The organism is Polaromonas sp. CT11-55, assembly GCF_047303325.1.
In the GTDB taxonomy this organism is placed as follows: Bacteria; Pseudomonadota; Gammaproteobacteria; order Burkholderiales; family Burkholderiaceae_C; genus Polaromonas.
Map to the genome: position 1 here is coordinate 40,529 of NZ_JBKBEX010000001.1, position 12,786 is coordinate 53,314.

A 12,786-nucleotide genomic window follows, 5' to 3' on the forward strand; every position below is an offset into this window, starting at 1 on the left:
TGCGCGGCGCTACTCGAGTTCTATTTCAGGAGGCCGCGCCAGGCCCAGCACCCGCCTCAGGGTGGCCAGCAGTTCCTCGTTAGAGGTCTTGGCCTTGACCAACACAGCGGTGGCGCGCGCGGCCTGGGCGCGTGTGGCTTCCATCGCGGAGAACACCACCACGGGCGGCGGCGACTCCAAAGCCTCGATGTCGGTCAGCAGGTCCCAGCCCGAGCCTTCCTTGAGGTTGATGTCGAGCAGCACCAGGTCAAAGGGCTGGCTTTCCAGCCGCGCGCGGGCTTCCTGCAGGGTTGCCGCGAAGACAAAGGTCGCGAAGTCCTGCGCGATGGTGGCCGCGATGCGCTGGATGTCGGGGTCGTCCTCGACGTGCAGGATGACGGGCTTGTTTTCGGCGGCGCCTTCGATGGCGCGGCGCACGCCCAGCACCAGCATGTTTTCGTCTATGGGCTTTTCCAGCCAGTCCGACACGGTCAGGGCCTGGTCGTTGAACTGCACCTTGCCTTCACTGGCCCAGGCCGAGATGACGACCACGGGCACGTCGCGCGTGAGCAGCCGCCCGCGCAGCTGGCGTATCAGCGCGATGCCGTCCTGGCCTGGCAGCTTGAGGTCGACCGTGATGGCGTCGTAGTGCCGCTGCCCCAGTTGGGCCAGGGCTTCCTCGGCGCTGTAGGCCGGCTCGGAATCGAAGCCGCCCTTGTCCAGCATCATGCCGATCAGGCGGGAGATGTCGTGGTCGTCCTCGCAGACCAGCACGCAGGGCCTGTCGCCGGTCATCTCCACCGGGCGTGTGGGCGGCGGCTCTACCCACTCGGGCAGCTCGAAGTAAAAGGTGGTGCCTTCGCCGTTACGGGTTTCAAAGCCTATGCTGCCGCCCAGGCGCTCGATGATGGCGCGCGAAATGTTCAGGCCCAGCCCGGTGCCGCCCTTCTGGCGCGTGTCGGAGGAGTCGGCCTGGGAAAATTTCTGGAAGATGCGCTTGCGGAATTCCTCGGGAATGCCCGGCCCGTGGTCGCGCACCTCGACGCGCACGCCCCCGCTCGCGCTGCGCGTCGCATGGATTTCCACCACGCCGTCGGACGGGGAGAACTTCATCGCGTTGGACAGGAGGTTGGTGACGACCTGCGTCAGGCGGTCGCCGTCGGCCCTGACCATCAGTTCCTCGTCGGAGCAATGCAGGCTCAGGCTCACGTTCTTGGCGGTGCCGTAGCCCTCGTTGGCGGCCAGCGCCTGCTCCAGCAGGGGCTTGAGTTCTATCACCTGCAGGTCCAGCGTCATCTTGCCGGACTCAATTTTTTCGATGTCCAGGATGTCGTTGATGAGCCGGATCAGGCGTTCGCAGTTGCTCTTGGCGATGCCCACAAGCGTCTTGACAGCCTCGGGCAGCTGGCCGGCGACGCCGCCGGAAATCAGGCCCAGCGAACCGCGTATCGAGGTGAGCGGCGTGCGCAACTCGTGGCTGACCGTGGAGACGAACTCGCTCTTCATGCGGTCTATGCGCTTGAGCTCGGTGACGTCGTTGGCCAGGGTGTAGAAGCCGATCACCTTGCCCTCGTCCCTGCCTTCGCCGTAGCGAGGGAAGTAGTTGACCACGTAGTCGCGCGTGCCGCCGCGGGCGGTTTTCTGCGCGCGCTCGTAGACCACCGGGTAGCCCTGCAACACCTCCTCAACCCGGGGCCTGATCAGCGCGTACATCTCCTCGCCCACAATTTCCCGTATGGTCTTGCCTTCGAGCTGCGCGCTCGTCATGCCGAAGACTTCCTCGTAGGCGCGGTTGTGAAAACGCAGGTACTGGTCGGCGTCGGCGTAGGTGATCCACGCGGGTATGGTGTCGGTGATTTCGCGCAGTTGCGCTTCGCTGGTGCGCAGCGCCTCGGTGACGCGGCGCATTTCGGTCATGTCGCGGCCGGTTCCCCGGTAGCCGGTGAACTTGCCGTTGGCATCGAATTTCGGCACGCCGCTGATGCTGAAATAACGAACCCGGCCTTTGGAATCGCGCCGTGTGGTTTCAAGATCGCGGAAAACCTCGTGCCGCTGCACCAGGGCCTTGTAGTGGGCCCACCCCTCGTCGCTCATCTGCATGTGGTCGAGCTCCCAGGGGGTCTTGCCGTAGGCTGATTTCCGCACACCCGAAGCGGTGGGAGCCTCACCGGACACCTCGACAAAGCGGAAGTTCTCATCCTGCTCCCAGAACCAGTCGGAGGACAGCGCGGTGAGCGCGCGGAAACGCTCCTCGCTTTCGCGCAGCACCTGCTCGGTCTGCTTGCGTTCGGTGATGTCCTGGATCTGCGCGATAAAGCGCAGCGGCTTGCGGTCCTCGTCGCGCACCAGGGAGCAGCTCATATAACCCCAGACGATGTGGCCGTCCTTGTGGATGTAGCGCTTTTCCGTGTGGAAGGATTCGATCTCGCCGGCCAGCGCCCGCCTGCGCTGCTCCAGATCCCATTCGATGTCGTCGGGGTGGGTGAGGTCATGGATGGTGCGCGCCAGCATCTCGGCCTCGGAATAACCCAGCATCTGGCAGAAGGCGGTGTTGACCTTGAGGCGGCGCGAGTCTATGCCGATCAGCGTCATACCGATGGCGGCATGTTCGAAGGCGTTGCTGAACTGCTGGTCGTTGAGCATGAAGGCGTCGTTGTCGCTGCTCAAGGGTGCGCTGCTGGGCGCCTCCAGCGTCGAAAAGCCCGACTCGTGCTCCATTTCGGCGGCCTGGGCGCCCTGAGCTCCCTGCCCGCCCTGCCCCAGGCCGGTCTGGTCACCGCCCAGCGAGAAATAAAAGGTGCTGCCTTCGCCGACCACCGACTGCGCCCAGATCTTGCCGCCGTGCCGGTCGATGATGCGCTTGGCCGTGGCCAGACCTATGCCGCTGCCGGCGAACTCCTCGGGCGAGTGCAGGCGCTCGAAGTTGCCGAACAGCTTGTCGACGTAGGCCATGTCAAAGCCGGCGCCCTTATCCCTCACGAAGAAAACCGGCTGCCCGTCCTTGTCGCGCTGGCGCCCGACCTCGATTTCGACGCGCTCCTTCTTGGCGCTGAATTTCCAGGCGTTGGCCATCAACTGCTCCAGCACCTGGCTGAGCATGCCCTGGTCGCCGCGCGCCACCATGCCGGGCTCGATCGCGATGCGCGCCTCGCGCCCGGCCTCGGCATCCTTGAGCCGCTTGGCCAGGCGCAGCGCCTCGGCGCTGATGTCCACCGTGTCCCAGACCATGCTGGTGCGCGACAGGCGCGTGAGGGCCAGCAGCCCGTCGGTCAGCTCGCCCATGCGCCGCACGCTGCTGCGTATGCGCTCGAGGAAATGCAGGGCGCGCTCGCCGGCGGCCGGCGGCATGTGTTTTTCCATCAGCGCGCAAAAGCCGTCTATGGTGCTCAGCGGCGTGCGCAGGTCGTGCGCCACGGAATAGGAGAAGGCCTCCATCTCCTTGTTGGCGGCCTCGAGCTGCGCCGTCCTGCGCAGGACCCGGTTTTCCAGGTCGACGTTGAGCCGCACGATTTCCACCTCGGCCTGCTTGCGCTTGGTGATGTCGGAGATGGAAGTGACGAAGCCGATGGGCTTGTCGCTCTTGCCGTCAAAGAGAGGCTGCACGTTAATGAGGCCCCAGAAGGTGCTGCCGTCGGGCCTGCGGTAACGCTGCACGACGTTGTTCTGCGCCTGGCCGCTGGTGACGGCGCGCACGCTGGCCCATTCAACTTCGGGCATGTGGGTGCCGTCCTCGCGCAAGCGCTCCCAATCCGGCGCCGCCGAGGTCTGGCCCTTCATCTGCGCCATGGTCTTGCCGAAGATGCGCTCCGCGCTGGGGTTGCAGTCGATGATTTTGCCTTCGGCGTCGCGCAGCATCACGCCTTCGGCAAGCGCCCCGACCACCGCCCGGAAACGCGCGTTGCTCGTGCGCAGCGCGGTTTCGGTCTGCTTGCGCTCGGTGATGTCGCTTCCCACGCCGCGGTAGCCTTCGAAGGCTCCGTTGTCACCAAACACCGGCTCTCCGCTGACGCTGCGGTAAATGACACCGCCATCCGCCTTGGTCAGCTGGTACTCAAAATTACGGAACGGCAAATGCGCCTCCAAGACGGCCTTGTGCTCCTCCCACGTGCCGACAAGCGGCGCGGAGTTGGGCAGGTCCCATCGGCACAGCCCTTCCCCGATGACCTGGGTTCCCAGGGCAAAGCGCTGCGGATCGTTGGAGACAAAGACGTTGCGGAAAGTTTTGTCCTGTTCCCAGTACCAGTCGGACGAGAGCTGGGTGAGGCTTCTGAACCGCGCCTGGCTGCTGCGCAGGCGGTCCTCGGCGGCCAGGCGCTCGGTGATGTCCTCGGCCGTAATCAGGATGTGGGTGACCCTGCCGCCGCCGTCCTTGAGCGGCAGCTTGCGCATGTGCACGCGTATCCTGCCGCGGTCCCGCGTCATGATGACCCGGTCGGGGAAGTCCTGCATGATGCCGGTGTTCGCCACCTCCACGTCGGAGACATTGATCCGGTCCGCGTGGTCCTGCGGCCAGAGGTCGTGCACGGTGCGGCCCATGGCGTCCTCGCGCCGTATGCCGTAGAGGCTTTCGGCGGCCTTGTTCCAGGCCACGATGCGCAGGCCGTCCTGCACCGACTTCAGGTGCACGGCGACCGGCATGTTGTCGACGACGTCGTCGAGGAAACGCGCGGCCTTGCGCTCCTTTTCCTCAATGCGCCTGGCCACCGTGGTGTCCCGCGTGATGCCGCGGTAGCCGGTGAACTCCTGATGCTTGTTGAACACCGGCACGCCGCTGGCGGAAAAATAATGGGCCACGCCGTCGTCCAGCACCCGGATGTATTCGAAATCGCGAAACGCCTGGCGCGCCTCGAGCACTGCGCGGTGGTGGTCCCAGGACATGCTCAGGGGGTAGGCGCCGTCGAGTTCCCAGCGCTGCTTGCCGATGGCGCTGTTGAGGTCCGGGTCCGCGGAACTGCTGCCCGCGCCGCCCACGCCACGCTCGGCGGCGAAGGCTGTGAAGCGGTAATCGGCGTCCTGCTCCCAATACCAGTCGGCCGAGATCGACGCCAGGCTGCGCAGGTTGTCTACATCGTCCCGGAGCACCTCGGCAGCGCGGCGCTGCTCGGCGAGTTCCTGCGCCAGGGCCTTGTTGGCCTCGGCCAGCGCCAGCGCCTCGGCCTGCAGGCGCTCGTTAGCCTGGGCCAGGGTTTCGTCCCGCTTCACGGCCTCACTCCGGTGAACGGGCCCGCCAACGCGTCGCTGGTCCCTCCCGCCGCGCCATGCGGGCGGTGGGCTGCGGTCAATTCGCCTGGCGAAGAGGGCTTCATGCGCTGCTGGTTACTTTCTTGGCAAAGGCGAGGTGCCTTCATGCATTTTGCACGGCGTTTGCGAAACCGAGTGTGCTGCGCCGCTGGAAAATCCGCCATAGGACAACACCCTGTCTTCTTTTGGGTGCGGTAACCGTCGGCACATGCCAGATTTGAAAACTTAAGACCTCTTTTTCGGCGCACTGAATGAAACGGCCTGGGCACAAGAGCTTAGCGCCCTCTTTCTCCGCAAGGCAAAGGTACTTTTACCCATTCACCTCATTCACCTCACTCACACGGCGTGCGGGTATTCCAGCGACAGCCCGGCCGCCTGCCAGGCGTCTATGCCGCCATGCAGCGGGCGCACGTTCTTGAAGCCCGCCGCCATCAGGCGCCTGGCCACCTGGGCGGCCGAGGCGTCGTTGGGACAGGCGCAATACACCACCACGGGTACGTCATGCGGCAGGTCCAGCGTGGTCATCTTGCGGTCCGGGTCCGACCACAGCAGGGCGCCCGGGATGATGCCGCCCGCGCCGCGGCTCAGCTCGGTGCGCACGTCGAGGATCACGGCCGGCTGCTCGCCGCGCGTGAGCTGCAGCAGCTCCTGCGGCGTAATGCGCGCCATGCGCAACTGGCGGTAAAAGCGTTGGCGCTGCCACCATTTGTGCGCCAGGAAAAGCGCGAAGGCGGCCAGCAACACCATCAGGCCTATGCGCCCCATTTGCTCGAAGACGGCCAGCACATCAGCCACCGCGTTGTGAAACACCATGCCTATGGCCAGACCCACGCCGGCATACAGCGCCGCGCCTATCGCATCAAAAATGAGGAAGCGGCCGAAAGGCACGCCGGTACGGCCCGCCAGCGCGGTAGCCAGCGAGGCGAAACCCGGAATGAACTTGGCCAGCACCAGCGACCTGGCGCCCCAGCGCGTGAAGATGGATTCGGTCTGCCGCACGCAGGAATCGGGCGACAGCGAAATGCGGCACAGGGTTTTCAGCACGCGGCTGCCGTAGCGGTGGCCGGCCCAGTACCAGAGGCTGTCTGCGATCAGGCAGGCCAGCACGGCTGTCAGCAGCAGGCCGCCGGCCGAATACTGGCCGTTAAAACTCAAGGCGCCGGTGAGTATCAGCACCGGGTAGGCCGGAACCGGCAGGCCGAGCTGCTCCAGCACGATGTTGAGGAAGACGGCGGCCAGGCCGTACTGTTCCAGCCACACAACAATTTGGTCCATAGGGGGTCAATGTAGACGGCTGCGGCGCATCGGTAAATGGCGGGCGCGGTAATGTTCTGTTTCCACAGGGGGAACAATCTCCGCGAGGGGACGGCTGCGCTACCATGAAGCCCTGCCCCACCCGCTTCCCCTCCATCCAGAGAGCGCACCCCGATTGAAATACCTTGTGGCCGTCAGGGCCCTGTGCGAGTTCACCGCCAAGCACGGCGACCTGGACCTGCGCTTTACCCCCTCGCCTTCGGCCCAGGAAGGCATGGCCGGCCATGCGCTGGTCGCGTCGCGCCGTGGAGAGTCCTACCAGGCTGAAGTCAGTCTGGAGGGCGAGTACAAGACACTGAGGGTGCGCGGCCGCGCCGACGGCTACGACCCGGATCAGAACCAGCTCGAAGAGGTCAAGACCTACCGGGGTGACCTGCATGCCATGGCCGACAACCGACGGCACCTGCACTGGGCACAGTTGAAGATTTACGGCTGGCTACTGTGCCAGGATCGGCAGTTGCAGGACATCAACCTGAGCCTGGTCTACTTCGACGTGGCCAGCACGCAGGAAAACCCGCTGACAGAGCACTTCACGGCTGCCGCGCTCAAGGACTATTTTGAGGCTCAGTGCGAACGCTTTCTGGCCTGGGCCGAGCAGGAACTGGCGCACCGCCAGGCGCGCGATGCGGCGCTGACGGCACTGGAATTTCCCCACCCCGCCTTCCGGCCGGGCCAGCGCGAACTGGCCGAGGCCGTCTACAAGACCGCGCAGGCCGGCAGTTGCCTGATGGCGCAGGCGCCCACGGGCATAGGCAAGACCATAGGCACGGTGTTCCCGCTGCTCAAGGCGGTGCCCAAAAAGCAGCTCGACAAATTGTTCTTCCTGGCCGCGAAAACCCCGGGCCGCCGGCTGGCGCTGGACGCGCTGGACCGCATCAAGGGCAGCAGCCAGGCCCTGCCGCTGCGCGTGCTGGAACTGGTGGCACGCGACAAGGCCTGCGAACACCCGGGCAAGGCCTGCCACGGCGATGCCTGTCCGCTGGCCAAGGGTTTTTACGACCGCCTGCCGCAGGCGCGCAGCGCCGCCGTGAAGCACGCCGCCGCGCACAGCCCACTGGACAAGGCCGCGCTGCGCGAGCTGGCGCTGGCCCACCATGTATGCCCTTATTACCTGAGCCAGGAGCTGGTGACCTGGTCGGACGTGGTGGTGGGTGACTACAACTATTACTTCGACACCAGCGCGCTGCTGCACGGCCAGGCCCAGGGCAACCAGTGGCGCGTGGCGGTGCTGGTGGACGAGGCGCACAACCTGGTGGAACGCGCACGAAAAATGTATTCGGCCACGCTGAGCCAGGCGCAGCTGCAGCAGGTGCACGCCGGCGCGCCGCGCGCCGTGCGCGGCGCGCTGGAGCGGATCAACCGCGGCCTGCAGGAGCTGCACCAGGCACAGGACGAACCCTACGAGGTCCACGCCGAGCTGCCCGCGCCTTTCCTCAAGACCCTGGGCCAGGCCCTGACCCAGATCACCGACTTCCTGCTGGCCAACCCGACGCGCATGGACGGCGAGCTGCAGGACTTTTATTTCGAGGCCCTGCATTTCTCGCGCATGGCCGAGGCCTTTGGCGAGCATTCGCTGTTCGACGTGACGCTGCAAACCGATAGCGGGCCCGGAACCTTAGGCCAGGCACTGGGCCAGCCGCTGGCGCTGCTCAATATCCGCAACGTGGTGCCGGCGCCCTTCCTGGCGCCGCGCTTCGCGGCCGCGCAGTCGGCGGCGCTGTTTTCGGCCACGCTGAGTCCGCAGAACTACTACGCCGACACACTGGGCCTGCCGGCCGGCACGGTGTGGACCGAGGTGGAATCGCCCTTCCTGGCTGAGCAGCTGCAGGTCTCGGTGGTCAGCGACGTCTCCACGCGGTTCCAGCACCGGGGCGATTCGCTTTCGCCCATCATCGACCTGATGGCGCGGCAGTATGAAGGCCGGCCTGGCAACTACCTGGCGTTCTTGAGCAGCTACGACTACCTGCAGCAGCTGCTGGCGCTGTTCCGCCAGCGCTACCCGCAGATTCCGGTGTGGGAACAGACGCGCGGCATGGAGGAAGCCGCGCGCGACGCCTTCCTGGCGCGCTTCACGCAAAACTCCAAAGGCATTGGCTTTGCCGTGCTGGGCGGCTCATTCGCCGAAGGCATAGACCTGCCGGGCGACCGGTTGATAGGCGCTTTTATCGCCACGCTGGGCCTGCCCCAGATCAATGCGGTGAACGAGCAGATCCGCGAGCGCATGGGCGCCAACTTCGGCGCGGCACAGAGTTATGACTACACCTACCTCTACCCCGGCCTGCAGAAGGTGGTGCAGGCGGCCGGCCGGGTAATACGCACGATCTCTGATCGCGGCGTGGTCTACCTGATTGACGACCGCTTTACCCGGCCCGAAATACAAAGCCTGCTGCCGGGCTGGTGGAAGGTGGCACGCGTGCGTGCGCGGCGCAGGGAAGCCGCCGATGCGCTGTAAACAAAAAGCCCGCACTCGCGGGCTTTTGTTTGAACGGCCCTGAGGCCGCCTTGCGGGCCTAAAACACGCCCAGCAACATGAGGATCAGGATCACGCTGAGGGGGACACCTAATAGCCAGGCAATGATGGGCATTTGTTTCTCCTAAAAAGTAGTCAGGGTTGAAGAGACAAATCCAATGTAGGCGGCGGGCCGCGCGCGCCGTGCCAGCCTGGAGGCTCGTTGCAAGTAGGGCATGGCTGACGCGCGTGTAGTTGTGCAAGCAGCCGCTTGCAGGCCGCAGCCGTACCAAGGCACCCAGGAAGGCCGGGGCCCGGGAAGGACTAGCGCTGGCTTAGCTGCAGCGCGCCCAGCATGCTGGCCAGCGGCTGGGTTTCGGGCAGCACGTAGACGATGCCGCGGCTTTTGCCCAGGACAGGGCCGACCACGGTTTCGTAAAAGCGGACCGGCACCACCACGCAACCCATGGAGATGCGGTTGTCGTCGGGTGTTTCCGAAGCCAGGCGCTCCGCGCGGCGCTCGGCCGGCGGCGCCGGGCGCAGGCGGTGTATGGCGAGCTTGGCCGCGTAATCGATCCAGACAATGGCCTCGCCCTGCAGGTTGTGGCCGGGCTCGGAGACAAAGCGGCCCGCGGGCGTGGTGCGCTCATCCTCACGCAAGCTGGCCACACTGCGCTGCGCCATCCCGGGCACGCTGTGGTCGCCGGGTGCCAGGCCCGTCAATGCAGGCGACGTACCGCGTAGCTGGCCGCCCGCCTCGAACACAAAAATGCGCCCGCCTTTTTTGTCGACGATCACAAAGGGCAGGCCTTCGTTGTCGCGCGCATCCACTACCCAGCGCAAGGCCTGGCGTGCATCGGGAGAAGCGGAGACCAGCGCCATGCCGGTATCGGGACTTGCGGATGATGTGGCGGCGGTGTCGGTGTAGGGTGCCAGCGGCGCGGCGAAGGAGAACAAGGGAGCGGCAAGGACGGCGAGGGCCGCCGTGCGGGCGATTTTTGCTGCGTGTTTCCTGCCTGCGAACAACATCCTGGGTCCTGTGCGTAGCGCCGAAAAAGTGCGCGAACGCACATTCAAAAAACCGGGGTCGCTGTCTAGGTCAGGCACCCCGGCGCGGTTGCACCATGTTAGCGATGCAAGCAATTGTGCTCAACGGAGAAACCCTGAACTGCTTCGGATACTCGCTATTGTTTGTATAGCAACAAATTCCATGAGAACGGCACACTGAGCCGATTTTCATGCCCCGAGAGAAGAAACCCAGATTCATGTAACAGTGGCCAAGGCCGGATATTTTCCGCATGGCAGATGCGGGTGCGCAACATCTGAGCACCAAGCGGGACCGTTGTCGTTACAAGTTACAAATCACCGCGCGCGGGAAACAGGCTTATTTATCGCCCGGCTTGGCGCCCTCAAAGCCCCGCTTCGCAAGCTGCATCAGATGCCGGCGGCCCTTGGCATCCGTTGTGCGCCATGCCGCACGGGCCATTTCGATGAAGGCGTTCTCTGCGGGGTTGAAGGCGTCGCCGCCATGGTCTTCATCCAGCCAGCCTTTCGGCTTGCCCGACCTGCTCTCGATCTGGGCGGCGGCGGCGTCGCCGATGTTCCGGCCTGAACCGCTGGCGTCTCCCTTGAACTGGCTCAGCCCGCCGGCGCTCAGGCCCAGCTCTTTCGCCAGCCTGCCCAGCATGCCGACAGGCGACTCACCGGCCGCCAGCTCCCTTTCGCTGTATTCGCGAATGATGATCAGCAGGTTGTTGCGCCTCGTTCGGTTGATGTCCGGTGAATCCATGTGACGTGATTGCAACAATCAAAATTATTTTTCAACGATGCGTTGACGGTGACGTAAAAAGATTTTACATTACCTTCCATTGCTACTTTTGATACCAACCCTTTTCACACACCCATCATGAAACCGATAGCCGCCATCGCCATCAACAGCACTCCCGTACGGGGCTGTGCTGGCGTGCGCCGCCTTGATGTTTATCTGGGCCAGCTTGATGGGCTGAGTTCATTTGCACCGTCCGTTGTGCCGACGGCCATGTTCAAACAGAACTATGAGGATTGCACACCACCGGGAGGAGGAGACGCCTGAGCGTACCTTCTGAATCTCTGACACCAGAGGCCCGGTATCCGCAAGGAACCGGGCCTTTTTGTTTTCCCCTGACGGTGATCGTGCCGTCTGAGCGCTTCGAGCGCGGGGCTCTTTAAAAATTCAGCAGCGGGACAGCAGCCACACACTGGATGGCAGCGAGTCCCGCAAGAAATTGCGGACATAGCTCAGCCGGTAGAGCGTGAGCCTTCCAGGCTCAATGTCGTCGGTTCGAAGCCGTCTGTCCGCTCCATTTCGGGTGTGTCTGTGTCACGCCGCCTGCGCGAGATCGAGGAAACGGTCTGGCGGCGTGTGTGCTCGCGGCCGGGGTTCATGGCCCCGGAGATGCAGTGCAGCGGGAGATCCCGTCCGGCTTGATGCCGGCCGCCCGCATACGGGTACAGCCGAAATGGATTTAGTTTTTTGCCCGCGACTGTGGGCGCATGTTTTTGTCACGTTCGTCTAGCTGGCTCAGGACACAAGATTTTCATTCTTGTAGACAGGGGTTCGAATCCCCTACGTGACGCCAATTCCAGTTGTGAATAAAAGGAGCGCAGTGCCCGAGAGGGCGTAGTGCGGAAACCGGCCTCAAAGATAGGGGGGCACCGGAACTCGTAACCGGAGATTTTTTTGGAAGATTGGCCGAGAGGTTCAAGGCACTCGCTTGCTAAGCGAGAGCCCGCGAAAGCGGGCTCATGGGTTCGAATCCCTTATCTTCCGCCAGTTGTTTTTAGGCCGTTCGCCAAGCTGGTCCAAGGCATCGGGTTTTGATCCCGACATTTCGGTGGTTCGAATCCATCACGGCCTGCCATTCATTTTTCTCGCGTTAGCTCAGTCCGGAATCAGAGCATCTGCCTACGAAGCAGAGGGTCGGAAGTTCAAATCTTTCACGCGAGGCCATTCAATTTTCGCGGAGTGCGAGCAGAACTGGCTACTGCACTGGACTGTAAATCCGGCGTCTTCGGACATACGGGGTTCAAGTCCCTGGCACTCCACCATTCTTTATCCGTGTGTAGCGCAGCTGGTAGCGCGCGTGCTTTGGGAGCATGAGGTCGCAGGTTCGAGACCTGCTACACGAACCACCTTCGTTCCGGTATCACTTCACTTTTGGTCTGTTAGCTCAGCTGGTAGAGCACTTCCCTGTCCAGGATGTGGTCACGGGTTCAATTCCCGTACAGGCCGCCACTGTTCATGCCGGGCCACCGGCTATTTTTTCCCTTGGTGCGTAGCTTAAGCAGGCAGAGCAGCGGCCTCCAAAAGCGAAGGTTGGAAGTTCGATTCTTCCCGTGCCAGCCCATGATTTCCGGCGGCGTACCCAAGAGGCCGAAGGGGGCGGATTGCAAATCCGCTTGCGTCAGCACACGTCAGTTCGAATCTGACTGCCGCCTCCAGGTTCCTCTACCCTCTAGCGCCTGTAGCTCAGCCCGGATAGAGCGACGGTTTTCTACACCGTTTGTCGGCCGTTCGAATCGGCCCAGGTGCGCCACTTTTTATCCACCCAACCCAAGGAGGTTTGCCATGACAGCCAAAAACACAGCGACCTTCAAAAGGCCGGAAAAGCTTCGCAAGCGCATCGTCCGCGCGCTCCTGGGCGGCATCATCGCCGCCGGCAGCGTCCGGTTCAACCATGCCCAACCCAAACACAGATCAACGCGTGACGAGCGCGAGCTCGACCAGCGCGTGCGTGAATGCGGCGAGTGGTGATCGATTCTTT

Annotated in this window: 7 protein-coding genes and 10 tRNA genes; 13 read left to right on the forward strand and 4 right to left on the reverse strand. The window is 63.8% G+C overall.

All coding sequences use genetic code 11. The annotated features are described in order from the left end of the window. Positions 1 to 9: 9 nt before the first annotated feature. Both ACEN8I_RS00225 and ACEN8I_RS00230 read right to left on the reverse strand, forming a co-directional pair. Positions 10 to 5,181, reverse strand: a complete 5,172-nt coding sequence (locus ACEN8I_RS00225; RefSeq protein ID WP_413325105.1) for a PAS domain S-box protein — start codon at positions 5,179 to 5,181, stop codon at positions 10 to 12. A gap of 375 nt (positions 5,182 to 5,556) precedes the next feature. Further along, positions 5,557 to 6,495, reverse strand: coding sequence for a DedA family protein/thiosulfate sulfurtransferase GlpE (locus ACEN8I_RS00230; RefSeq protein ID WP_413325107.1), 939 nt, complete (start codon positions 6,493 to 6,495; stop codon positions 5,557 to 5,559). A 154-nt stretch (positions 6,496 to 6,649) separates the two neighbouring features. Between ACEN8I_RS00230 and ACEN8I_RS00235 the strand changes: the two genes are divergently transcribed. Beyond that, positions 6,650 to 8,986 (forward strand): ATP-dependent DNA helicase, encoded by a 2,337-nt coding sequence (locus tag ACEN8I_RS00235; protein ID WP_413325109.1) that lies wholly within the window; start codon positions 6,650 to 6,652, stop codon positions 8,984 to 8,986. A 321-nt stretch (positions 8,987 to 9,307) separates the two neighbouring features. Here ACEN8I_RS00235 and ACEN8I_RS00240 read toward each other — a convergent pair whose 3' ends face one another. Next, the gene (locus ACEN8I_RS00240) at positions 9,308 to 10,012 is read right to left on the reverse strand and encodes a hypothetical protein (protein ID WP_413325111.1); all 705 of its coding nucleotides are present in this window, start codon (positions 10,010 to 10,012) and stop codon (positions 9,308 to 9,310) included. 355 nt (positions 10,013 to 10,367) lie between these two features. Next, the gene (locus ACEN8I_RS00245; protein ID WP_413325113.1) at positions 10,368 to 10,772 is read right to left on the reverse strand and encodes a hypothetical protein; all 405 of its coding nucleotides are present in this window, start codon (positions 10,770 to 10,772) and stop codon (positions 10,368 to 10,370) included. Between the two features lie 117 nt (positions 10,773 to 10,889). Between ACEN8I_RS00245 and ACEN8I_RS00250 the strand changes: the two genes are divergently transcribed. The 12 genes from ACEN8I_RS00250 to ACEN8I_RS00305 all read left to right on the forward strand — a co-directional run bounded on the left by ACEN8I_RS00250 (position 10,890) and on the right by ACEN8I_RS00305 (position 12,776). Then, positions 10,890 to 11,075: a hypothetical protein gene (locus ACEN8I_RS00250; protein WP_413325115.1), complete on the forward strand. Its 186-nt coding sequence runs from the start codon at positions 10,890 to 10,892 to the stop codon at positions 11,073 to 11,075. A gap of 174 nt (positions 11,076 to 11,249) precedes the next feature. After that, positions 11,250 to 11,325: transfer RNA gene (locus ACEN8I_RS00255), tRNA-Gly, on the forward strand. A gap of 198 nt (positions 11,326 to 11,523) precedes the next feature. After that, positions 11,524 to 11,601: transfer RNA gene (locus ACEN8I_RS00260), tRNA-Glu, on the forward strand. A 103-nt stretch (positions 11,602 to 11,704) separates the two neighbouring features. Next, positions 11,705 to 11,795 (forward strand) — tRNA-Ser (locus tag ACEN8I_RS00265). A 9-nt stretch (positions 11,796 to 11,804) separates the two neighbouring features. Next, positions 11,805 to 11,883, forward strand: a tRNA-Gln gene (locus ACEN8I_RS00270). Positions 11,884 to 11,892: 9 nt separating this feature from the next. Continuing rightward, positions 11,893 to 11,972: transfer RNA gene (locus ACEN8I_RS00275), tRNA-Arg, on the forward strand. 12 nt (positions 11,973 to 11,984) lie between these two features. Beyond that, positions 11,985 to 12,070, forward strand: a tRNA-Tyr gene (locus tag ACEN8I_RS00280). 8 nt (positions 12,071 to 12,078) lie between these two features. Next, positions 12,079 to 12,154: transfer RNA gene (locus tag ACEN8I_RS00285), tRNA-Pro, on the forward strand. 27 nt (positions 12,155 to 12,181) lie between these two features. Continuing rightward, positions 12,182 to 12,257 (forward strand) — tRNA-Asp (locus tag ACEN8I_RS00290). Between the two features lie 120 nt (positions 12,258 to 12,377). Beyond that, positions 12,378 to 12,463: transfer RNA gene (locus ACEN8I_RS00295), tRNA-Cys, on the forward strand. A 17-nt stretch (positions 12,464 to 12,480) separates the two neighbouring features. Beyond that, positions 12,481 to 12,558: transfer RNA gene (locus tag ACEN8I_RS00300), tRNA-Arg, on the forward strand. A 32-nt stretch (positions 12,559 to 12,590) separates the two neighbouring features. Further along, positions 12,591 to 12,776, forward strand: coding sequence for a hypothetical protein (locus ACEN8I_RS00305; protein ID WP_413325117.1), 186 nt, complete (start codon positions 12,591 to 12,593; stop codon positions 12,774 to 12,776). The last annotated feature ends 10 nt before the right edge of the window (positions 12,777 to 12,786 follow it).